19 protein-coding genes and 1 pseudogene are annotated in these 20,572 nt (G+C 72.4%); 9 read left to right on the top strand and 11 right to left on the bottom strand.

Annotation, left to right across the window (positions count from 1 at the left end; genetic code table 11):
• Positions 1-65 precede the first annotated feature (65 nt).
• Positions 66-737, bottom strand: a complete 672-nt coding sequence (locus AX018_RS16205) for a 3'-5' exonuclease (RefSeq protein ID WP_111879196.1) — start codon at positions 735-737, stop codon at positions 66-68.
• A gap of 198 nt (positions 738-935) precedes the next feature.
• Between AX018_RS16205 and AX018_RS16200 the strand changes: the two genes are divergently transcribed.
• Positions 936-2,120, top strand: a complete 1,185-nt coding sequence (locus tag AX018_RS16200) for an ABC transporter substrate-binding protein (protein ID WP_111879194.1) — start codon at positions 936-938, stop codon at positions 2,118-2,120.
• A gap of 78 nt (positions 2,121-2,198) precedes the next feature.
• Here the strand turns inward: AX018_RS16200 and AX018_RS16195 are convergent, their stop codons facing one another.
• The 3 genes from AX018_RS16195 to dinG all read right to left on the bottom strand — a co-directional run bounded on the left by AX018_RS16195 (position 2,199) and on the right by dinG (position 6,147).
• Positions 2,199-2,636: a MarR family winged helix-turn-helix transcriptional regulator gene (locus AX018_RS16195; RefSeq protein WP_111879192.1), complete on the bottom strand. Its 438-nt coding sequence runs from the start codon at positions 2,634-2,636 to the stop codon at positions 2,199-2,201.
• Positions 2,637-2,722: 86 nt separating this feature from the next.
• Positions 2,723-3,730: an alpha/beta hydrolase gene (locus AX018_RS16190; RefSeq protein ID WP_111879190.1), complete on the bottom strand. Its 1,008-nt coding sequence runs from the start codon at positions 3,728-3,730 to the stop codon at positions 2,723-2,725.
• A 203-nt stretch (positions 3,731-3,933) separates the two neighbouring features.
• Positions 3,934-6,147 carry an ATP-dependent DNA helicase DinG gene (gene dinG / locus AX018_RS16185; RefSeq protein WP_111879187.1) on the bottom strand — a complete coding sequence of 738 codons (2,214 nt, stop codon included), beginning with the start codon at positions 6,145-6,147 and terminating at the stop codon, positions 3,934-3,936.
• A gap of 113 nt (positions 6,148-6,260) precedes the next feature.
• Between dinG and AX018_RS16180 the strand changes: the two genes are divergently transcribed.
• The gene (locus tag AX018_RS16180) at positions 6,261-6,728 is read left to right on the top strand and encodes an OsmC family protein (protein WP_111879185.1); all 468 of its coding nucleotides are present in this window, start codon (positions 6,261-6,263) and stop codon (positions 6,726-6,728) included.
• A 110-nt stretch (positions 6,729-6,838) separates the two neighbouring features.
• On the opposite strand, the gene AX018_RS16175 is transcribed toward AX018_RS16180, so the two are convergent.
• From AX018_RS16175 to AX018_RS16160, 4 genes are all read right to left on the bottom strand, one after another.
• A complete protein-coding gene (locus AX018_RS16175) occupies positions 6,839-8,242 on the bottom strand; it encodes a homoserine dehydrogenase (RefSeq protein WP_111879182.1) in 1,404 nt (467 codons plus the stop codon).
• A 275-nt stretch (positions 8,243-8,517) separates the two neighbouring features.
• Positions 8,518-8,772: an ATP-binding protein gene (locus tag AX018_RS16170; protein ID WP_111879179.1), complete on the bottom strand. Its 255-nt coding sequence runs from the start codon at positions 8,770-8,772 to the stop codon at positions 8,518-8,520.
• A gap of 107 nt (positions 8,773-8,879) precedes the next feature.
• Entirely contained in the window at positions 8,880-9,317 is a 438-nt protein-coding gene (locus AX018_RS16165) for an OsmC family protein (RefSeq protein ID WP_111879176.1), read from the bottom strand.
• 102 nt (positions 9,318-9,419) lie between these two features.
• Positions 9,420-10,397 (bottom strand): LysR family transcriptional regulator, encoded by a 978-nt coding sequence (locus AX018_RS16160; protein ID WP_111879173.1) that lies wholly within the window; start codon positions 10,395-10,397, stop codon positions 9,420-9,422.
• A gap of 183 nt (positions 10,398-10,580) precedes the next feature.
• Here AX018_RS16160 and AX018_RS16155 point away from each other — a divergent pair, with 183 nt between their 5' ends.
• The 3 genes from AX018_RS16155 to AX018_RS16145 all read left to right on the top strand — a co-directional run bounded on the left by AX018_RS16155 (position 10,581) and on the right by AX018_RS16145 (position 14,496).
• Positions 10,581-11,462, top strand: coding sequence for an NAD(P)-dependent oxidoreductase (locus tag AX018_RS16155; RefSeq protein WP_111879170.1), 882 nt, complete (start codon positions 10,581-10,583; stop codon positions 11,460-11,462).
• A gap of 71 nt (positions 11,463-11,533) precedes the next feature.
• Positions 11,534-13,063, top strand: coding sequence for an aldehyde dehydrogenase family protein (locus AX018_RS16150; RefSeq protein ID WP_111879167.1), 1,530 nt, complete (start codon positions 11,534-11,536; stop codon positions 13,061-13,063).
• A 74-nt stretch (positions 13,064-13,137) separates the two neighbouring features.
• A complete protein-coding gene (locus AX018_RS16145) occupies positions 13,138-14,496 on the top strand; it encodes a DUF3100 domain-containing protein (protein ID WP_111879165.1) in 1,359 nt (452 codons plus the stop codon).
• A 34-nt stretch (positions 14,497-14,530) separates the two neighbouring features.
• Here the strand turns inward: AX018_RS16145 and AX018_RS16140 are convergent, their stop codons facing one another.
• Complete coding sequence (locus AX018_RS16140; RefSeq protein ID WP_111879162.1) at positions 14,531-15,664, bottom strand: DSD1 family PLP-dependent enzyme; 1,134 nt, start codon at positions 15,662-15,664, stop codon at positions 14,531-14,533.
• A gap of 119 nt (positions 15,665-15,783) precedes the next feature.
• Between AX018_RS16140 and AX018_RS16135 the strand changes: the two genes are divergently transcribed.
• From AX018_RS16135 to AX018_RS16120, 4 genes are all read left to right on the top strand, one after another.
• Complete coding sequence (locus tag AX018_RS16135; protein WP_111879160.1) at positions 15,784-16,719, top strand: LysR family transcriptional regulator; 936 nt, start codon at positions 15,784-15,786, stop codon at positions 16,717-16,719.
• 64 nt (positions 16,720-16,783) lie between these two features.
• Positions 16,784-17,413, top strand: a complete 630-nt coding sequence (locus AX018_RS16130; RefSeq protein ID WP_111879158.1) for a helix-turn-helix transcriptional regulator — start codon at positions 16,784-16,786, stop codon at positions 17,411-17,413.
• On the top strand, positions 17,403-18,374 hold the full coding sequence (locus AX018_RS16125) for an ornithine cyclodeaminase family protein (RefSeq protein ID WP_111879155.1): 972 nt from the start codon (positions 17,403-17,405) through the stop codon (positions 18,372-18,374). Before AX018_RS16130 ends, AX018_RS16125 begins: the two co-directional genes overlap by 11 nt.
• A 43-nt stretch (positions 18,375-18,417) precedes the next feature.
• Positions 18,418-19,404 (top strand): threo-3-hydroxy-L-aspartate ammonia-lyase, encoded by a 987-nt coding sequence (locus AX018_RS16120; protein WP_111879153.1) that lies wholly within the window; start codon positions 18,418-18,420, stop codon positions 19,402-19,404.
• 21 nt (positions 19,405-19,425) lie between these two features.
• On the opposite strand, the gene AX018_RS16115 is transcribed toward AX018_RS16120, so the two are convergent.
• Positions 19,426-19,857: a YkgJ family cysteine cluster protein gene (locus AX018_RS16115; RefSeq protein ID WP_111879150.1), complete on the bottom strand. Its 432-nt coding sequence runs from the start codon at positions 19,855-19,857 to the stop codon at positions 19,426-19,428.
• Between the two features lie 408 nt (positions 19,858-20,265).
• A pseudogene (locus AX018_RS16110) lies at positions 20,266-20,572 on the bottom strand (IS5/IS1182 family transposase); the annotation flags it as partial.

The raw sequence follows: 20,572 nt of genomic DNA, 5'->3' as shown, positions 1-20,572 counted from the left end.
CCGATGGCCGGCTGGTTCCAGTCCAGCACGTTCCACCCGGAGCGGCCGCAGCCCCCGCGCGCCGCCTATGGCGCCGATGGGCGTTCCGCGGTGGCCAGCCCCGGCAGCGGCCGTTGCGCCATCGCATGCCGCGCCAGCCACTGGTCCATGCCCTTGCGCGCGCAGCGCTGCAGTGCGCCGAGCAGGTCGTGGCCAGGATCGGCGATGCCGTGGCGCGTGCGCAGGTCGTGCTGGATGCGGCCGAGCAGCGCGGCGGCCATCTCGGCGTCGGCCAGGGCGCGGTGGGCGCGTGCGGCGCGCGGCAGGCCCAGGTGGTCCACGATGCGGCCGAGCTGGTGGCTCGGGGCTTCGGGATAGAGGCGCCGCGACAGCAGTACCGTGCAGGCGAAGGCATGCGGCGCGGGCTGGCCGGCGAGCGCCAGCTCGGCCTGCCAGAACCGGCTGTCGAACGCGGCGTTGTGCGCCACCATGGGCGCGTCGCCCACGAAGCGGGCGGCCTCGCGCATCACCGCGTCGGCGGGGCGCGCAGTCTCCAGCATGGCCGGCGTGATGCCCGTGAGCTGGACGATGAAGGGCGGCAGCCAGGCGCCGGTCTTCATGAGGCTCTGGAAGCGGTCCACCGCGCGGCCCTCGCGATCGACGAGCACGATGGCCACCTCGGTGGCCCGGGCGCCCTGGGCGGGGACCATGCCGGTGGTTTCGAAGTCGATGACGGCGATGCAGGAAGCGGAGGACATGCGGGGGATTGTCGTTCCCCCGCCCTGCCGGCCCGCCGCCCCGGCCGGCCTGCGTTTTTGTGCGAATGGCGCCACAGGGTGGGTGGTGGCGTAACAAAACACTACGATGCTCGCTGCCGCGGGTGGGGGCTTGCCGAACGTGCGCGGGTGCCCGCCCTTGTTGTTCCCGTCGTTTCCCTCCAGAAGGAGCGCCATTCCATGCAACGCCGAGCTTTCACCGCCCGCCTGGGCGCATCCCTGGCCCTTCCCTGGATGGGGCTTTCCGCGCGGGCCGCGGCGCCGGTCACCATCGGCATGGTGGCGCCGCTGACCAGCGGCACCGCCGCCGAGGTGGGCAAGCAGGTGGCCCTGGGCGTCGAGACGTATTTCGCCGATGCGCAGCGCACCCAGGCCTTGGGCGCCGACGTGCGCGTGGTGTTCGAGGACGACGATTTCAAGCCCGAGAAGACCGTGGCCGGCGCGCGCAAGCTCCTGGCGGCCAAGCCGGCGGCGCTGATCTCGTTCGCCACCAGCAACACGCAGGCGCTCATCGAGGCCAAGATTCCCGAGGAGCACGGCCTTCCGGTGTTTCCCACGCGCTCGGGCTCGCAGGTCATCCGCGAGCCGGTGAACCCCTATGTCTTCCACGTGCGGGCGGGCTACTCCACCGAGATCGCCAAGATCGTGGCGCAGATGGCGGGCGCCATCGGCATCACCAAGTTCGCGGCGCTCTACCAGGACGATGCCTACGGCAAGACGGGCCTGGCGGCGCTGCAGGCCGCGCTGGAGCAGCGCAAGCTCAAGCTCGTCGCCTCCGCGCCGTACGACCGCACCACGTCCGACGTCCAGCCCGCGCTGGGCACGCTGCGCGGCGTGGACGCGCAGGTGATCGTGATGGTGGCCGGCCACAAGGCCGCCAGCGCCTTCGTGCAGGCCTACAAGGGCGCGGGCGGGCATGCCCAGCTCGTGGGCATCTCCGATCTGGACCCGGTCAAGCTGGTGCAGGAGGCGGGCGTGGAGCGGGCGCGGGGCGTGGGCCTCACGCAGGTGTTTCCGGCGCTGTCGAGCCAGTCCATCCCCGTGGTGCGCGAGTTCCACCAGCTCATGCTGGCGGCCAAGAAGCCCGACAGCGTCACCTCGCTCGCCACGTTCGAGGGCTTCCTCGTTGCCAAGGCCATCGGCCAGGGCATCCGCCTCGCGGCCGCCGGGCGGAGCGCGGCGGTGGACGGCCGCGCGCTGGCCGACGCGCTCAACCGCACGCCGCGCATCGACCTGGGGGGCTACGACCTCTCGTTCCAGGGCGGCCGGCGCGAGGGCAGCCTGTTCACCGAGATCGCGATCATCGACGGCAGCGGCCGCGCGCGCCGCCGTGCCCGGGGGATGGGTTTGCTATTGAAAACATAGCTGAAAGCCCAATGAAACCGGCGACATGGAGCCGATTCGGCCCAAAATAGTCCTCCAGGAGTTCCGGGAGGCCGCGCTTCACCCCTCCAGCCGGCCGCGCAGCGCCTGCAGTTCCTGGCGCAGCCGGGCCAGGGCGTCGTCCGACAGGTCGCAGGCCTGGGCGAAGGCCGCGTGCACGCGGGCGGCCTCGGCCCGCAGGTCCCGGCCCCGGGGCGTGAGCGCGAGCGCGAGGCTGCGCTCGTCGGCCGGGTCGCGTTCGCGCAGCAGCAACCCGTCGGCTTCGAGGCGCTTGACGATGGGGGTGAGCGAGCCCGGGTCCAGGTGCAGCTGCTCCGCCAGCGCCTTCAGCGGGATGCCGTCGCGCTCCCACAGCGCCAGCATCACGAGGTATTGGGGGTAGGTGAGGCCGAGCGATTTCAGCAGGGGCTTGTAGGCCTGCATGACGGCCAGCGAGGTGGAATAGATGCTGAAGCACAGCTGCTGATCGAGTAACAGCGCATCCTTGACCTTGCTCATCGCCCCTCCTGGTGAGCCGGCATCTTAACGGCGCCAGGAGGGGCCCCCGGAGGCGGCCGCGCGCCGCGCCCCGGGGGCCGGGCGGGTCAGCGCAGGTGCCTGCGCAGCTCGGCGCCGGCCTGCTCCATGGCCGTGCGCGTGCCCGCCAGGTGCGCCAGGGGGTTGAGCAGGCCGAAGTCGTGGATCATGCCGTTGTAGCGCGTCACCACCGCGTCCACGCCGGCCGCGTCGAGCTTGCGGCCATAGGCCTCGCCCTCGTCGCGCAGCACGTCGAGCTCGGCGGTCTGGATCAGCGCCGGCGGCAGGCCCTGGAGCTGTTCGGTGGAGGCCTGCAGGGGCGAGGCATGGATCTCCCTGCGCTTGGCGGCGTCGGTGGTGTAGTTGTCCCAGAACCACTTCATCATGTTGCGCGTGAGGAAGTAGCCGCTCTCGTACTGCTGGTAGGAGGGGGTGTCGAAGTTGGCGTCCGTCACGGGCCACAGCAGCGCCTGGAAGCGGATCTTGGGTGTGCCCTTTTCCTTGGCCATCAGGCTCACCACGGCCGCCATGTTGCCGCCCACGCTGTTGCCGGCCACGGCGAGCCGGCTGCCGTCCACGCCGATCTGGCGGCCGTTCTCGGCCACCCAGCGGGTGGCGCCATAGGCCTGGCGGATGGCGACGCCGTAGCCGGCCTCGGGCGAGCGGGTGTAGTCCACGTACACGGCCGCCGCGCCGGAGCTGGCCACCAGGTCGCGGATCAGGCGCTCGTGCGTGGGAAAGTCGCCCAGCACCCAGCCGCCGCCGTGGAAGAACATGAACGCGGGCACCTGGCCCTTGGCGCCCGCGGGGCGCACGATCTTCAGCAGCACCTCGCCGCCTTCGACCGGGATGCGCTTTTCCGACACCTCGGCCGGGGGCAGCACCAGCTTCACGCCGGACTGCGCGCCCTCCAGCACCGCGCGGGCCTCCTGCGGGGTCAGCTGCTCCAGGGGCTTGCCGCCACCGGCGGCCAGGGCGTTCAGGAAGCTCTGCGTATGGCGTTCGGGCTGGGCGTGGGCGGTGCCCGCGGCGATCGCGAGGGCCGTGACGGCAAGGAGGGATTTGGCGGCGTGCATGGCGTGTCCTTCTATCGTATGGAGTGCTAATGATTAGCGTGATAACTATCGAGGGCGTCATCGCGCTGGCGGCTCCCCGGCACCGGGGGGGAAGGGTTCCGCGTGCCGTGGAGTGCCTGAATATTATCACGCTAATTAATTGTGTGCAATTTAAATGAAAGAGCATGGGAAGGGCGCGGCGCGGGCGCCCTTCCCGCGCGGCCTCATCCGGGCCCGCGCCGCTGCAGCGTGAATGGCGGCAGCCCCTGCAGCAGCCGCTGGCCGTAGCCCGTGCGCACGAGGCGCTTGTCGTAGCAATACACGTGGGCCCGGTCCTCCTCGGTGCGGATGGCGCGGCCCACCCACTGCGCGAGGCGGATGGCCGTGGCCGGCACCACGAGTTCGCTGAACGGGTCGCGCCCCGCGCCGCGCAGCCACTCGGCGCGCGCCTCGCCCACGGGGTCGTCGGGCGGCGCGAAGGGCAGCTTGGTGATGAAGAGCGATTCGCACAGCGCGCCCGGCAGATCGAGCCCCTCGCCGAAGGACTGCATGCCGAAGATGATGGACGGCTCGCCCGCCGCCACGCGCTCGCGGTGGCGCGCGAGCAGTTGCGCGCGGGGCATCTGCGTCTGCACCAGCACCACGCTGCGCATGGCGGTGGGCAGCGCGTCCACGGCCTGCCGCATCTGGTCGCGCGAGGTGAAGAGCACCAGCGCGCCGGCCTCCACCATGGCGAGGTCGCTCAAGAGCGCGTCCACCATCTCGGCCGTGAAATCGGCCGCCTGGCGCGGGTCGGCGTGCGTCTCGGAGGCGATGAAGGTGCCCTGCAGCGCGTAGTCGAAGGGGCTGGGCACCTCCAGCGTGGCCACGGCCTCGTCGCCGTGCAGGCCCGCCTCGCGCAGGAAGAAGTCGAACTGCCCGCAGCTCGTGAGCGTGGCCGAGGTGAGCACCGCGCCGCGCACGGCCGACCAGAGGTGGTGGCGCAGCGTGTTGCCCGGCAGCACGGGGCTGGCGTGCGCCTTGACGACGATGTAGTCGCCATCCACCGCCAGCGTGAACCACTTGGCCGCGGGCACGGCGCCCTCGGGCGCGTCCTGCAGCAGCAGCTGGGCGGCGTCGTGCACGCCCTCCAGCCGGGGTGCGAGCGCGCCGATCTGCGCATAGAGCGCGGACAGGCGCCGCCCCTCCTCGGGCTTGTCGCGGATCTCGGCGCGCAGGGCCTTGGCGACGGCGCGCAGCGCGTCGAGGAAGCCGTTGGCGTGGTGCGCCACCTGAGCGAAAGGCTCCACCAGGGCATCGGGCAGCGCGCCGCCGGCCACCCGGGCGCGCGTGGGCATGCCGGCGGCTGGGGGGCGGGCTGTGCCGGCGCGTGCGCCGCCCCAGGCGGGCCGGGGGGCGCGCAGTTCCTCGCCGTACACGTCCATCACGGTGCGCGCGGCGTCCTGCAGCGCGGTGCGCAGGCGCGCGGAGTGGTTGGGGATGTCGGCCACCTCTTCCACCTCCACCAGCGTGCCGATGCGCAGCGCGCGGCTGGCGAGCTTGTCGATCCAGGTGAGGCGGCTCAGGTCGGCCTCGCAGGCGAACTGGTCGAGCGCGGTGGCGGGCAGGTGGTGGGCCTCGTCGATCACGAGCAGGCAGTTGTCCAGCTCGGGCAGCAGCCGCGCGCCGATGGAGGACAGCAGCAGGTCGTGGTTGGCCACGATCACCTGCGCGGCCACCAGCGCCTTGCGCCGGTCGTAGTAGGTGCACTGGCTGAAGGCCGGGCAGTGCTTGCCGGTGCAGGAGCTGGCCTCGGCCGCCACGGGGCTCCACACCTCGGGCTCGGGCGGGGATTCGAGCGTGTCGCGGTCGCCGTCCCAGGCGCCGCGCGCGAGCACGTCGGCCATGGTGGCGTAGAACTTCATGCGCGCCTCGGTCTCGTGGCGCGGGCGGGCCGCGCGGGCGGCGGCTTCCTCCTCGGCGAAGAGGTCGTCGTCCGGGCCGTCGTCGCCCGCCTCGCCCGTGCCGGCCAGGCGTTCGAGCTTGAGCTTGCACACGTAGCGCCCGCGCCCCTTGGCCAGCGCGAACTGGAAGGGCTGCGGCATGCGCGCGGCCAGCGCCGGCAGGTCCTTGTGCACGAGCTGCTCCTGCAGCGCCACCGTGGCGGTGGAGATCAGCACCCGCGTGCCGCGCGAGAGCGCCATGGCGATCGCCGGCACGCTGTAGGCGAGCGACTTGCCCACGCCCGTGCCGGCCTGCACCACGGCGATGGCGCGCGCGGGCGCGGGCGGGGTGCCGTCATCGCCCTCCTCCACCTTGCCGAGCTGCGCTCGCGCGAAGGTGTGCGCCACCTGCTCGGCCATGCGCCGCTGCCCGCCGCGGCTGCGGAAACCGTCGGTGGCCTGCACCACCGCATCGAAAGACTGCAGGGCCTGCGCGGCCCAATCCTGTTGAGACATACAGTGGTAGTGTGGCACGGCCGGGCGGCGGCCGGGTTCGCCGCGGTGTTTTTCTCCCCTGCGGCGCGCGGGCCGGGGTAGGCTCGCGGTCCCCCCATCAAGGACGACGACCCATGGCTTCCCATACCGCCACCGTGGCCTGGCAGCGCGGCACCGACGATTTCCTCGATCGGCGCTACCGCCGCGCCCACGTCTGGCACTTCGACGGCGGCGCCACCGTGCCCGCCTCTTCCTCGCCGCACGTGGTGCCGCTGCCCTTCTCCGACCCGGCCGGCGTGGACCCGGAGGAGGCCTACGTGGCCGCGCTGTCGAGCTGCCACATGCTGTGGTTCCTCGACCTCGCCTGCCGCGGCGGCTGGCGCGTGGACGACTACCGCGACACGGCCGAGGCCACCATGGCACCCGACGCGCAGGGCCGCCCCGTCGTGGACCGCGTGGTGCTGCGGCCCGCCACCCGGTTCGATCCGGCCCACACGCCCAGCCTGGAGCAATTGCACGACCTGCACCACCGCGCGCATGCCGCGTGCTTCCTCGCCAACTCCGTGAAGACGCGGATCGACTGCGAGCCCACACTGGCCTGATGCTATATTTTTAATAGCTAACAATGCAGCAAAACCGGCGACATGGAGCCTGCCGGGCGGTCAAGACCGGCAGGAAGCCGCAGCGCTGACCCCGCCCCGCCCGCGCGCCGTCAGTCCAGCGTCTCCACCCGCAGGTGGGCGGGCGTGTCCGCGCACCAGGCCTGCCGGCCGATCGCGGCCAGCGCGGCCCGCACCGCGCCATCGCGCGCGGCCCGGGTGAGCACGGTCAACTGCGGCCCGGCGGACAACCCGGCGGGTGTCCGCAGGCGCTCCAGGCGTTCCGCCTCCAGGCCGGCGGCCTGCAGCGCGGCGGCCACGCCGGCCAGGGCCGGGCCCTCGGCGCCGGGCGCCACGGGCACGCGCAGGTAGTGCCGCGTGACCACCTCGTCCATCGGCAGCACGCGCAGCGCCACCAGCGCCGCGCCCGGGCAGCCCAGCGGCGGCACCGGGGCGCGCACCGGCCCGCCGGCCTGGGCCACCGTCTGGCGCGCCACGTCCACCAGGTCGGCCACCACGGCCGAGGCCGTGGGCTCGGCGCCCGCGCCGGCGCCGTAGTGCATCGTCACGCCCTGCGCATCGCCGCGCACCAGCACCGCGTTCATCGCGCCGTCCACCTGCGCGAGCAGGTGCGTGGCCGGCACCAGCGCCGGGTGCACGCGCAGCTCCACGGCCTCGCCCCGCCGCCGCGCGATGCCCAGCAGCTTCACGGCATGGCCCCACTCGCGCGCGGCGGCCACGTCCAGCGCCGAGAGGTGCCGGATGCCCTCCACGTGCGCGTGATCGAAGCACACCGGCGTGCCGAAGGCGTTGGCCGCGAGCAGCGCCGTCTTGTGCGCGGCGTCGATGCCGTCCACGTCGAACGTGGGATCGGCCTCCGCGTAGCCCAGCGCCTGGGCCTCGGCGAGCGCGTCGCCGAACGCCAGCCCGGCATGGCGCATGCGGCCCAGGATGTAGTTGCTGGTGCCGTTCACGATGCCCGCCACCCACTCCACGCGGTTGGCCGCGGCGCCCTCGCGCAGCGCCTTCACGATGGGGACGCCGCCGGCCACCGCCGCCTCGTAGGCCAGCGGCACGCCGCGCGCCTCGGCCTGGGCGAAGAGCGCGTTGCCGTGCACGGCCAGCAGCGCCTTGTTGGCGGTGACCACCGGCTTGCCCTGGGCGATGGCGGCCGCCACCCAGGCGCGCGCGCCCTCGGTGCCGCCGGCCACCTCCACCAGCACGTCCACGCCGGGGTGCGTGGCCACGCGCAGCGGGTCGTCCGTCAGCTCCACGCCGGCCGCGCCCTCGCCCAGCACGCGCGCGGCGCGCTGCAGGTCGCGCGCGGCCACCGCCACGATCTCGATGCCCCGCCCCGCGCGCGCCGCGATCGCGGCCTGGTTGCGGGCCAGCACGCGCCAGGTGCCCGCGCCCACCGTGCCGATGCCGATCATGCCCACGCGCAGCGGGCGGGGGGCGGCTCCGGCGGCCAGGGCCGCGGCGGAGGGAACGGGGCGCCATTGGGGATCGTTGAACATCGCGTCACTCTCACTTTCCGAACGAAGGGCCATGGGGGCCCGGAAACAAAAAACCCAGCGGCCGGGCTGGGTTCGTTCGGGGGGAATGACACCAGGTGGCCGCTTGGACGGCCACCCAGCGCGCAGGCTAGGGGGCCGCGGTGGTAATGGTGATCATGGTCATTCGTGCGCAGGGCGCCAGCGGCGCGGCCACGCGCTGCGCGGGGGCGGCGTGGGCGAAGCGTTGGAGCGTGCGGGCGAACGGCATGCGGCGCAGTGTACCGGAAGGCGCCGGCTCAGTGCCGCGGCGCGGTGCGCTCCATGCGGATGGCATCGAAAGGGCAGCGCACGGCGCAGAGCGCGCAGCCGGTGCAGCCCCCGGCGTCGTGCAGCACCGAGCGCTTGCGGCCCCCGGCGGGAGCGGCGCCCGCTGCGCCATCGCCCCCCGCGTGCAGCGAGAGCACGTGCGGCGGGCACGCCGACACGCACCAGCCGCAGCCCGTGCAACGGTCGGGATCGATGGCGGGCAGGGCCTTCGGAGGTGGGGGCACGGGGCGGATCGCGGGCGGCGGTGGTGGAGGGCGGCGGCGCGCAGCGTAGCCGCGAACGCCGGGCGCGTCCACCGGGGGGCGTGCCTGCGCGTGCCCGAGGCGCGTGGTCAGCCCACGCGGCGCGCGTCGAGCGTGACCTCGGGCACGCCCGCGAGCGCCTTCGACAGCGGGCAGTTCGCCTTGGCGTCGGCCGCGATCTGCTGGAACTTCGCGTCGTCGATGCCCGGCACCGTGGCCTGGAGCGTGAGCGCGATGCGGTCGATTTTGAAGCCCTCGCCGTCCTTGGCGAGGCGCACCTTGGCCGTGGTGTCCAGCGTCTCGGTGGCGATGCCGGCCTTCTCGCACGCGAAGGCGAAGGCCATGGTGAAGCAGGCGGCGTGCGCGGCGCCCACGATCTCCTCGGGGTTGGTGCCCTTGCGGTCGTCGCCGAAGCGGCTGCCGAAGCCGTACGGATAGGCCTTGAGCGCGCCGGTCTCGGTGCTGATCTGGCCCTGGCCGGTCTTGCCGGCGCCCTGCCAATGGACGGATGCGGATTTCTCGGACATGCGGTCTCCTGTGCGGTGCGTGAAACGGACAAGCCCCCATCACAGCACGGCCCGGGCCGCCCCGGGGTGGGCGCGATCCCCGCATGCGCCCCGGGCGGAGTCCTACAGCGGCGAGGGCCGGCGCGCCCCGCGCGCCCGTGCGCCGGCCGGCGCGGCGCCCTGCCGGGTGCCCTGGAAGGCCCGCATCGACGCCATCAGCTGCAGCAGCAGCTGGTTGGCCGCGATCGAGAGCTGCCGGCCCAGGCGGGTCACGATGTGGGCCTCGGCCCCGGCGAGCAGCGGGTTGTCGATGGGCGTGGCCACGAGTTGGCCCGCGTCGATCTCCTGCGAAACGGCAAAGGCCGGCAGCAGCGTCACGCCCAGGCCGCCGCGCACGAAATGCTTGATGACGGAGATCGAATCGGTGGTGAGCTTCGGCGTCAGCCGGATGCGGTCCATCTGCTCGGCCAGGTGGATGATCTGGCGCGTGCCGTACGAGCCGTGCATCAGCGCCAGCGGGTACTCCGCGACCTGCCGCAGCAGGGGCTGGCGCGGCATCCGCGCCAGGGGGTGGCCCGGCACGGTGATGGCGCACATGGGCTGGCGGATCGCGGCGCGCGAGCGGATCGACGCGGTCACGGGCGGGTGGTAGACGAGGCCGATGTGGGCCTGGTCCTCGGCCACCTTGCGCAGCACCTCGTTGGTGCCCGCCAGGTCCAGGGTGAGCGTGAGCCCCGGGTGCCGCTGCCAGAACGCCTGCAGCGGCTCGGCCATCAGGTCGCTGACGAAGCCCTCGCCCAGCACCAGGTTGATGTGCCCGCGCGCCATGCCGCGCAGCTCCTGCAGCTTGGTGACCAGATCGTCCTCGTACGAGCACTGCTGCCGGTAGTACTCCACCAGCAGCAGGCCGGCCTCGGTGGGCTTCACGCCCCGGCCGTGGCGTTCCAGCAGGGGAACGGCCAGGTCTTCTTCCATCCTGGCGATCTGCCGGCTCACCACCGAGGGGTTGAGATCCAGCTTGTCCGCCGCGGCGCGCACCGATCCGGTGACGGCCGATTCGTACAGATACCGCACGCGGCGGTTGTCCAGCACGGCGCCCATGGGGGTTCCTTTCTTCGTTCTCCGGGGCCTGCGAGTGTTGCCCTGGAAGCAACGAAATTTTACGGAAGTTGACATTGTCAAACACCGTCCCCGGTGGGATTCTGTGGCTGCGTTCCACGGTTCCCGCCGCCGAGCGGCGGTGGGCACGGGGCGCCCTTACCGTCTTTTTTCGGAGATTTCAGCGTGAAGACCATCGGAGTCATTGGTTTGGGCAACATGGGGCGCGGCATGGCCCTGTCGCTGCGGCGCGGCGGTTTCGAGGTCGTCGGCACGGACGCCTCGGAGGCGACGCGCGTCGCGCTCGCCCTGGAGGGCGTGCCGGTCGTCGCCTCGATCGCGGAGGTGATGGCCACGGCGGACGCCGTGGTGCTGTCGCTGCCCACGGCCGCGGTCGTGTCCGAGGTGGTGGCGGGGCCGCAGGGGCTGATCCGCCACGCCCGGGCCGGCGTGCCGGTCATCGACACGTCCACCTCCCACCCGGCCACCACGCGCGCGCTGGCCGCCCAGCTCGCCCAGGCGGGCATGGAGCTGATCGATGCGCCCGTGAGCGGCGGCCCGCGCGGCGCCCTCAACGGCACCCTGACCATGGTGATCGGCGGATCGGAGGCCGGCATCGCCCGCGCCGAGCCCGTGCTCGCCGCCATGAGCGCCAAGCGCATCCACGTGGGCGAGGTGGGCGCGGGCCACGTGGCGAAGATCGCCAACAACCTGCTGTGCGCCGCGCACCTGCTGGTGGCGGGCGAGGTCGCCCGCATGGCCGAGAAGGCGGGCGTGCCCACCGAGCGCCTGCTGCAGGGCATCAACGGCGGATCGGGCCGCAGCTTCGTCACCGAGCACAACTTTCCCATCTGGGTGAGCAGCGGTGCCTTCGACTCCGGCTTCACCATGAAGCTGATGCGCAAGGACGTGCGCCTGTCGCAGGAGCTGATCGGCGCGCTGGACATCGACCTGCCCCTGTCCGCCAAGGTGGCCGAACTGTGGGCCCTGAGCGCCGCCACCATCGGCGACGGGGAGGACTTCAACCGCATCGTCGAGCTGGGCACGCCCGACCGCGCCAGGGCCTGAACCGGCGCGTGAACGGGCGCGTGAGCCGGCCGTCACATTTCCTTCGCACACTCCCTCCCTGAAGACATCCCATGCACACCTCGCACACCGAACAGCTCCTGGCGGCCTTCGCGCCGTTCTTCCCCGATGCCCGCGCCATCGGCTCCTACGTGGGCGGCGAACTCGTCACCGGCGAGGGCGCTCCGGTCCCGCTCGTCAATCCCGCCAACGGCGAACTCTTCATCGAGTACGCCGATGCGGGCGAGGCGGTGGTGGCCCGCGCCGCCGCCGCCGCCGTGCAGGGGCAGGCCGCGTGGGCCGCGCTCAGCCATGCGGCCCGGGGCCGCGTGATGTTCGACATCGGCCGCGTGCTGCGCGCCCACCTCGAACCGCTGGCGCAGCTCGAAGCGCTGTCCGCCGGCAAGCCGATCCGCGACTGCCGGGGCGAGGTCGCCAAGGTCGCCGAGATGTTCGAGTACTACGCCGGCTGGACCGACAAGCTCCACGGCGAGGTCATCCCCGTGCCCAGCGGTCACCTCAACTACACGCGCCGCGAGCCCTGCGGCGTGGTGCTGCTCATCACCCCGTGGAACGCGCCGGTCTTCACCTGCGGGTGGAACGTGGCCCCCGCCATCGCGATGGGCAACGCGGTGCTGCTCAAACCCTCGGAACTCACGCCGCTCTCCTCGCTCGCCGTGGCCGCCCTGGCCGAGCGGGCGGGCCTGCCCCGGGGCGTGATCAACGTGCTGAGCGGCCTGGGCCACACCACCGGGCAGGCGGCCATCGCGCAGCCGGCCGTGAAGAAGGTGGTCTTCGTGGGCTCGCCCGCCACGGGCGGCCGCATCGCCGCCGCCGCCGCCGCGCGCGGCGTGCCCTGCGTGCTGGAGCTGGGCGGCAAGTCGGCCAACATCGTCTTCGAGGACGCGGACCTCGCGCGGGCCTGCATCGGCGCGCAGGCCGCGATCTTCTCCGCTGCGGGCCAGAGCTGCGTGGCCGGCTCGCGGCTGCTGGTGCAGCGCAGCGTGTACGACCGCTTCGTCGCCATGGTGGCCGAGGGCGCGCGGCGCCTGCGCACCGGGGACCCGCTCTCGCCCGAGACCGAGGTCGGCCCCATCCAGAACGCCCGCCAGTACGCGCACGTGCTCGGCATGATCCAGGACGGCCTGCAGGCGGGCGCCGAGGTCGTCGAGGGCAGCCGGGGCCAGGCGGCCGAGACGGGCTACTTCGTGCGCCCCACGGTGCTCGGCAACGTGGCCAACGGCATGCGCGTGGCGCGCGAGGAGATCTTCGGCCCCGTCGTCGTCGCCATCCCCTTCGACACGGAAGAAGAGGCCATCGCCATCGCCAACGACAGCCCCTTCGGCCTCGCCGGCGCGGTGTGGACGCAGGACGTGGCCCGCGCGCACCGCGTGGCCGCCCGGGTGAACGCGGGCACGTTCTGGATCAACACCTACAAGGTCATCCACGTGGCCTCGCCCTTCGGGGGCCATGACCAGAGCGGCTACGGCCGCTCCAGCGGCATCGAGGCCCTGCGCGAATACACCCAGGTCAAGAGCGTGTGGGTCGAGACCTCCGCCACGCCGGCGGCGCCCTTCGGCTACGCGCCCGGCATCGGGAACTGACAGGGCGCCACCCGCGCGCCGCAACCGCCCCGCCGGGGCCCAGCCCCGGCGGTTCCGCCTCCAAAGGAGCGAACATGACCACCACCACCTCCATGCCCTCCGCGACCGACCCGGCCGACTCCGTCGGCGAGAAAGCCCGCCTGTTCCTCATCGCCTGCGTGCTCGTGCTGGCGGCCGAGTCCATCGGCGCGGTGAACATTCCCCTCGGCCCCGCCAAGATCGTGCTGCTGCCGCTGCTCTGGGCCCTGCTCATGGGCGCGGCCATCGGCCTGGCCAGCCGGCGCCTGCCGGCCGGGCTGGCGGTGGGCATCGGGCAGCAGCGCCTGGCCACGGCCATCCTGCAGCCGGCGCTGCTGCTCTTCATCGCCAAGCTGGGGCTGATGGTGGGCGGCTCCGTGCCCAAGCTCGCCGCCGCGGGCTGGGGGCTGGTGCTGCAGGAGTTCGGCCACTTCTTCGGCACCATGGTGTTCGGCCTGCCGGTGGCGCTGCTGCTGGGCATCAAGCGCCAGGCCATCGGCGCGACCTTCTCCGTGGGGCGCGAGCCCAGCCTGGCCATCATCAGCGAGAAGTACGGCATGCAGTCGCCCGAGGGCCAGGGCGTGCTGGCCGAATACCTTACCGGCACCGTGTTCGGCGCGGTGTTCATCGCCATCCTCGCGGGGTTCATCACCAGCCTGGGCATCTTCAACCCGCTGGCCCTGGCCATGGGCGCGGGCGTGGGGTCGGGCAGCATGATGGCCGCCGCCGCCGGCTCCATCGCCGCGCAGCAGACGCCCGAGGTCGCGAAGGACGTGGCCACCTTCGCCGCCGCGAGCAACCTCATCACCACGACCATCGGCACCTACTTCACGCTGTTCCTGTCGCTGCCGTTCACCGTCTGGGCCTACAAGGTGCTGGAGCCCCTCATCGGCCGCACCACCCGCGCGAGCATCGAGCCGCCGTCGGCGCTGTCCTCCGGCGACGTGCACCATGAGGCCCCCGTGCTGCGCCTGCCCGCCCTGGTGGTGGTCTGGGTGCTGGTGGCGGCCTTCGCGCTGCTGGGCAACTGGATCACGTACAAGGTCTCTCCCGCCGACCCCGGCGTGCTGGAGGGCATGGCCATCATCGTCGGCGTGGTGCTGGCGGGCCACGCGCTCTACCACCTCGCGGCCCGCAAGGTGCCCGCCGTGGTGTGGGTCTCGCTCGTGGGCATGCTGCTGACCTACCCGGAATTTCCCGGCGCGGCCACCGTCGCGGCCCTCACGGGCAAGCTGAACTTCCTGGCCCTGGCCACGCCCATCCTCGCGTTTGCGGGCCTCTCGCTCGCCAAGGACGTGCCGGCCTTCCGCCGGCTGGGCTGGCGCATCGTGGTGGTGTCGTTCGCGGCGAACGCGGGCACCTTCCTCGGCGCGACGCTGATCGCGCAGTTCTTCATGCATGCGCCGGTGGTGTGAAACCCCCACCGCCCCGGGCCCGGGTTGGGCAGATTCACCAGCCCTGGAAGCGCGGCCAGGCCTCGGCCTGCCCGCCGGGCCCGATCGCGTAATAGACCGGGTGCTGCGCGCCGGTGGCGCAGGCATGGTTGGGCAGGACGCGCAGCCGCGTGCCTATCGGGAACCGCTGCGCGATGTCGGCGCAGGCCCCGTCCGTGCCCGAAACGATGCCGTGCTCCTGGTTGGCCCCGCTCAGCAGGAAGCCCGGCAGCACCTCGCCGCCTTCCGTGCACACCTGGCCGAAGCCGTAGTCGCGCTTTTGCTTCTGCGTGCCCCGGTCGCGGCTCATCGCCATCCAGCCCGCATCCACGATGGCCCAGCCCTTCTCCTCCTGGTGGCCGATCACCGTGGTGAGCACGCTCAGTGCGATGTCGCCGGTGCCGCACACGCCCACGTTGTGCATCACCAGATCGAAGAACACGTACACGCCCGCGCGCACCTCGGTCACGCCCTCCAGCGTGGCCGCGGCCAGCGCCGTGGGCGTGGAGCCCACGCTCACCACCGGGCAGGGCAGGCCCGCGTCGCGCAGCCGCCCGGCCGCGCGCACCGTGCCGGCGCGTTCCTGCTCGGCGATGCGGCGCAGCGCCTCGGGCGTGTCGTGGTCGTAGCTGGAGCCGGCATGGGCGATCACCCCGCCCAGGCACATGCCGCCCTGCACCAGCACGCGCGCCACCTCCAGCAGCGCCTCGCCTTCGGGCGGGATGCCCGAGCGGTGGCCGTCCACGTCGATCTCGATCCACACCTCGAAGGCCTCGCCCTGCGCGCGGCCGAATTCCGCGATCGCCCGCGCGCCCGCCGCGCTGTCGGTGATGATCTTCAGGTCGCACCCCCGGCGGCGCAGCGCCAGGGCCTGCGGCAGCCGGGCCGGCGCCATGCCCACGGCGTAGAGGATGTCGCGCACGCCCGCGTCGAAGAAGCGTTCGGCCTCCTTCAGCGTGGACACCGTGATGCCGCGCGCGCCCGCCGCGATCTGCGCCTGCGCCACCGGCAGGCACTTGGTGGTTTTCACGTGCGGGCGAAAGCGCACGCCCAGCGCGTCCATGCGCTCCTGCATGCGGGCGATGTTGCGCTGCATGCGCGCGGTATCGACCAGGGCGGCCGGGGTGTCGAGGTCTTGAAGAGAGGTCATGGCGGTCGGTGTCCTTCGCGGGCCGGGCCGCGGAAACGCCGCGGCGATGGAGGCCACTGTAGGAGCCTGCGGCCCCCTTGCGTTTAACGCTGGCGAACTGGAGCATTTAGCATCGCTGAATGCTCGACATCGACGACCTGCGCATGGTGCGCGCCCTGGGCCATGCCGGCTCCCTGGCCGGCGCCGCCCGCCTGATGGACCTCACGCCGCCCGCGCTCACCGTGCGCCTGCGCAAGCTCGAAGACGCGCTGGGCGTGCACCTGGCCGTGCGCACCGCGCGCGGCATCGCCTTCACCGACGAAGGGCGCCGGCTGCTGGAGGAATCCACCGAGGTGCTCGAACGCATCGACGCGCTGCGCGAGCGCGTGGCAGGCGGCTCGCAGGCGCCGGGCGGCCACCTGCGCGTGGTAGCGCCCTTCGGGTTCGGGCGGCGGCACGTGGCGCGCATCGTGCGCGACCTGCACCAGCGGCACCCGGGGCTGACCGTGGCCCTCACGCTCTCCGACAACCCGCTGCGCGAGGCCGCCGCCAACGACGTCGTCGTGCACATCGGCGCCGTGAAGGACTCCTCCTGGGTCGGCCACCTGCTGGCGCCCAACGACCGGCTGCTGTGCGCCAGCCCCGGCTACGCGCGCCGCGCGGGCGCCGCGCTCACCCACCCCTCGCAGCTGGAGCGCCACGCCTGCCTGTGCCTCCGGGAGAACGACGACGATCTCGTGCGCTGGCGCTTCGCGCCGCAGGGCGGCGGCGCGCAGCCCCGCAAATCCGTCACCGTGCGCGTGGCCGGCGCGCTCTCCACCAACGACGGCGAGGTGATGACCCAGTGGGCCCTGGCCGGCCTGGGGATCATGGCCCGCTCCGAGTGGGACGTGGGCCCCCTCATCGCCAGCGGCCGGCTCGTGCGCCTGCTGCCGCGGTGGCAGCTGGAGCCCGCGCCCGTCATGGCCCTGGTGCCGTCCAGGAAGGGCCTGCCCGCGCGCCTGCGGCTCTTCATCGATGCCGCCAAGGCGGCGCTGGACCCCGTGCCCTGGCGCCTGCCTGGGCCGCGCGGCTGACGGGCCGCAGGGAGGCCATGAACTGGATTTGACAAATAATCCAGAAAAACACAAAATTTCCAGAATGAAGAAACGCACCCCGGAGCAGCGGCTGCTGCTCGAACAGCTGCAGGCCATCGCCGCCGGGCTGGCCCGCACCTTCGGCCCGTTCTGCGAGGTCGTCGTGCACGACCTGCTCGACCCGCGCCACGCCATCCTCGCGATCCACAACAACCTCTCGGGCCGCGCGGCGGGCGACCCGGCCACCGAACTCGGGCTGGCCCGCATCCAGGACCCGGAGGTCGATCAGGTCATCGCCAACTACCCCAACCGCTTCGCCGACGGGCGGCAGGCCAAGAGCACTTCCATCGGCATCAAGGACTCCACGGGCCGCTACATCGCGGCCCTGTGCCTGAACGTGGACCTGAGCCTGTTCCAGGGCTTCCAGGCCATGCTGGGCCAGTTCGCCGCCCTCCAGGGCCAGGCGCCCGCCACCGAGAACCTCGACCCCGCCGGGGCCGATGCCATCCGCGCGCGCATCGACCAGTTCGCCGCGCGGCTGGCCACCACGCCCCGGCTGCTCAAGGCCGAGGACCGGCGCGCGCTCCTCAAAGACCTGCGGTCGGCCGGCCTGCTGGACGTGCGCCGCGCGATGGAGGTCATCGCGGCCCACCTCGGCGTCTCGCGCGCATCGGTGTACAGCTATGCCCGGTGACGCCCGCCTCCTCCTCGTGGACCGGGACGCCGCCGCGCGCCTGCTGGCGCCCGGCGCGGTGGCCGAGGCCGTGCGCGAGGCCTTCGTGCTGCACAGTCGGCGCGAGGGGCGGGGCTTTCCCGTGGTGCGCGAGCCGCTGCCCACCGGCGGCATCTTCGGCATCAAGTCGGGCGACGTGCCCTCGCAAGGCCTGCTGGGCTTCAAGGCGGCGGGCTTCTGGCCCGGCAACCGGGGCGTGGGTGGCGAGCCCCACCAGGCCACCATCCTGCTCTTCGACCCCGCCACCGGCCGGCCGCTGTGCGTCATCGACGGCAACGCCATCACCACCGCCCGCACCGCCGCGGCCGGCGCCATCGGCCTGCAGACCCTGGCGCGCGCGGACAGCGCCCGCGCCACGGTGTTCGGCACCGGCGTGCAGGCCGCTGCGCAGCTCGACGCGGCGCTGCGCGTGCTGCCCGCGCTGCGGCAGGTGCGCTATGCCAGCGCGCGCCGCGAGGTCGACCTCGCGTTCGAGGCCCGCTTCGCCGGCCGCTGCGACATCCGCCCTGCCGCCGATGCCGATGCGGCCGTGGCCGAGAGCGACGTGGTCATCACCGCCACGCCCGGCGGCGGGCTGCTTTTCAGTGCCGAGGCCGTGCGCGCCGGCACCCACCTGCTCTGCGTGGGCACCGACACGCGCGGCAAGCGCGAGCTGCCCGAGGGCCTGCCCGCGCGCGCGCGCCTCGTGGTGGACGACGCGGCCCAGGCCCGCCAGATCGGCGAGCTGCAATGGGCGCCCGGCCTGCCCTGCGACGAGATCGGCGACCTGCTCACCGGCAAGGTCCCGTTCACGCGGCGGCCCGGGGACATCACCGTCTTCGACATGACCGGCCTCGCGCTGCAGGACCTGACCGTCGCGCGCCTCATCCACCGGCAGGCGCTGGAGCAGGGGCTGGGCACCTCCATCGCTTGGCCCTGGTGATCCGCCCCCGCCCCGCCTTCCTCCATTTCCAGAAAGCCCTTCCATGAGCACAGCCCCTACCCTCCTCCCCACCTACGACGACGTCGCCGCCGCCGCCCGCCGCATCGAGGGCCATGCACGCAAGACCCCCGTCATGACCTCGCGCACCGTGAACGAGGCCTTCGGCGCCGAGGTGTTCTTCAAGTGCGAGCACCTGCAGCGCATGGGCGCCTTCAAGTTCCGCGGCGCGTTCAATGCCCTCTCGCGCTTCACGCCCGAACAGCGCAAGGCCGGCGTCGTCGCCTTCTCGTCGGGCAACCACGCGCAGGCCATCGCCCTCTCGGCCCGCCTGCTCGGCATTTCCGCCACCATCGTCATGCCGCACGACGCGCCCGCCGCGAAAGTGGTGGCCACCAAGGGCTACGGCGGCAACGTCGTCAGCTACGACCGCTACACCGAAGACCGTGAACAGATCGGCCGCGACCTCGCCGAGCGCCATGGCCTCACCCTCGTGCCGCCCTACGACCACCCCGACGTGATCGCCGGCCAGGGCACGGCCGCCAAGGAACTGTTCGAGGAAGTGGGCCCGCTGGATGCGTTCTTCGTGTGCCTGGGCGGCGGCGGCCTGCTGGCCGGCTCGGCCCTGTCCACGCGGGCCCTCGCGCCCGATTGCCAGCTCTACGGCGTCGAGCCCGAGGCCGGCAACGACGGCCAGCGCTCCTTCCGCTCGGGCGAGATCGTGCACATCGACACCCCCCAGACCATCGCCGACGGCGCGCAGACCCAGCACCTGGGCCAGCTCACCTTCCCCATCATCCGCCGCGACGTGAACGACATCCTGACCGCCAGCGATGCGGAGTTGGTGGACTGCATGGGCTTCCTCGCCACGCGCATGAAGCAGGTCGTGGAGCCGACGGGCTGCCTGGGCTTTGCCGCGGCGCGGCAGAAGCAGGCCGAGCTGAAAGGCCGGCGCATCGGCATCCTGCTCAGTGGTGGCAATGTGGACATGGCGCGCTTTTGCAGCCTGCTGGGGGCTGGCGCCGCCCACTGATGCGGGCGGCCCCGCCCGCCTTCAGCGCCGCCCGCTGCGGCCGCCGCCCTGCCCCTGCGCTGCGGCCCCATACGCGCACCAGCCCGGCCGCGGGCTCTTCTTCTGCGGGTGCAGCCGGCAGGTCTCCGGCCGCACGTCGTACACCGTGCAGCGCCGCGTGGCGGCATCCAGAAAGTGACAATCGCCACTCGCCCGCCGCGCCATGGTGAAGAGCACGTTCTTGTGGTTGAAGTGATCGATCAGCCGCGCCTTCTGCAGCCGTTTGGCAATGTGCCGCGGCTCCTCGTGCTCGGCCTCGAACGCATCCACCAGGCCCAGCCGGACCAAGTCTGAGAGCTGCACCTCCAGCGGCATCGTGCAGCAGTTGGCCGCGCAGGTCTCGCACAGGCCGGCGCGGTAGCGGGTCCAGGTGGCGGGGTTGTCGACGTCGACGATGGTGATGGGGGAGCGCATGGCGGGGAGGATCGGCAGGTGGGGAATTGTCGTTCAGCGTGGGGGCCATCGTTTGGCAGCAGCCTTGGGGCCTGTAGCGTCAGGACGAAACCGATTCGTCGATGCCATCTACATGCCCGGCGACCAGCATGCCCTGCCAGGCGTTCAGAATGAGTCGGGCCAAGCATGGCAGCGTTGCCTGCCTGCGCAATGTTGCCCCGCGCCTGTCGCGAATCACCCAAGCCGGGCCTCGCCTACCGTTGCAGAACGATCGGTTCTTCCCTGCATGACTCGCGGCATAAAGTGAATCTATTTAGACTAAAATAGATTTAGTCAAGTGTTTGCTTCTACTTTACAGGCAGGGCTGCAGGGCTGCAGGGGCGCTGACGCTGCGCGCCTCCACCTAGTCCGCCCTGAACAATCCTGTTTTCAGCCGCAGGCAGGTCTGTTGTTGAGCGAAGGGGCGATCAATGCAGCGATGACTGCCTGCATCGACAGCCCGAGTCGGGCGCATAGAAGCCGCAGCGCAGCCAGGATCATGCGCAGGTTGTGCCCAGCGCCGCACATCACCGCATGCAGCGCATCGCCCAGCGCCCCCTTGAGCGGGTTGCGCCCCAGCCGCCCGTCCATCTTCATGTGCCCGATGGCCGGCTCGATGGCGCTGCGCCGGCGGATCATGGCCTTGAGCGTTCGGGTGATGCCTCGCTTTTGGCCTGACATCAGGATGCGTACCCCT

Source organism: Paracidovorax anthurii, from assembly GCF_003269065.1.
GTDB classification, from domain to species: domain Bacteria; phylum Pseudomonadota; class Gammaproteobacteria; order Burkholderiales; family Burkholderiaceae_C; genus Paracidovorax; species Paracidovorax anthurii.
The sequence above is the reverse complement of the archived record's forward strand: the minus strand, read 5'-3'. Positions and strand labels throughout refer to the sequence as shown.

Excerpts from the sequence above, each read along its gene's own strand:
- AX018_RS16205 (WP_111879196.1), bottom strand. The coding sequence starts at position 737 with ATGTCCTCCGCTTCCTGCATCGCCGTCATCGACTTCGAAACCACCGGC.
- AX018_RS16200 (WP_111879194.1), top strand. The coding sequence starts at position 936 with ATGCAACGCCGAGCTTTCACCGCCCGCCTGGGCGCATCCCTGGCCCTT.
- AX018_RS16195 (WP_111879192.1), bottom strand. The coding sequence starts at position 2,636 with ATGAGCAAGGTCAAGGATGCGCTGTTACTCGATCAGCAGCTGTGCTTC.
- AX018_RS16190 (WP_111879190.1), bottom strand. The coding sequence starts at position 3,730 with ATGCACGCCGCCAAATCCCTCCTTGCCGTCACGGCCCTCGCGATCGCC.
- dinG (WP_111879187.1), bottom strand. The coding sequence starts at position 6,147 with ATGTCTCAACAGGATTGGGCCGCGCAGGCCCTGCAGTCTTTCGATGCG.
- AX018_RS16180 (WP_111879185.1), top strand. The coding sequence starts at position 6,261 with ATGGCTTCCCATACCGCCACCGTGGCCTGGCAGCGCGGCACCGACGAT.
- AX018_RS16175 (WP_111879182.1), bottom strand. The coding sequence starts at position 8,242 with ATGTTCAACGATCCCCAATGGCGCCCCGTTCCCTCCGCCGCGGCCCTG.
- AX018_RS16165 (WP_111879176.1), bottom strand. The coding sequence starts at position 9,317 with ATGTCCGAGAAATCCGCATCCGTCCATTGGCAGGGCGCCGGCAAGACC.
- AX018_RS16160 (WP_111879173.1), bottom strand. The coding sequence starts at position 10,397 with ATGGGCGCCGTGCTGGACAACCGCCGCGTGCGGTATCTGTACGAATCG.
- AX018_RS16150 (WP_111879167.1), top strand. The coding sequence starts at position 11,534 with ATGCACACCTCGCACACCGAACAGCTCCTGGCGGCCTTCGCGCCGTTC.
- AX018_RS16145 (WP_111879165.1), top strand. The coding sequence starts at position 13,138 with ATGACCACCACCACCTCCATGCCCTCCGCGACCGACCCGGCCGACTCC.
- AX018_RS16140 (WP_111879162.1), bottom strand. The coding sequence starts at position 15,664 with ATGACCTCTCTTCAAGACCTCGACACCCCGGCCGCCCTGGTCGATACC.
- AX018_RS16135 (WP_111879160.1), top strand. The coding sequence starts at position 15,784 with ATGCTCGACATCGACGACCTGCGCATGGTGCGCGCCCTGGGCCATGCC.
- AX018_RS16130 (WP_111879158.1), top strand. The coding sequence starts at position 16,784 with ATGAAGAAACGCACCCCGGAGCAGCGGCTGCTGCTCGAACAGCTGCAG.
- AX018_RS16125 (WP_111879155.1), top strand. The coding sequence starts at position 17,403 with ATGCCCGGTGACGCCCGCCTCCTCCTCGTGGACCGGGACGCCGCCGCG.
- AX018_RS16120 (WP_111879153.1), top strand. The coding sequence starts at position 18,418 with ATGAGCACAGCCCCTACCCTCCTCCCCACCTACGACGACGTCGCCGCC.
- AX018_RS16115 (WP_111879150.1), bottom strand. The coding sequence starts at position 19,857 with ATGCGCTCCCCCATCACCATCGTCGACGTCGACAACCCCGCCACCTGG.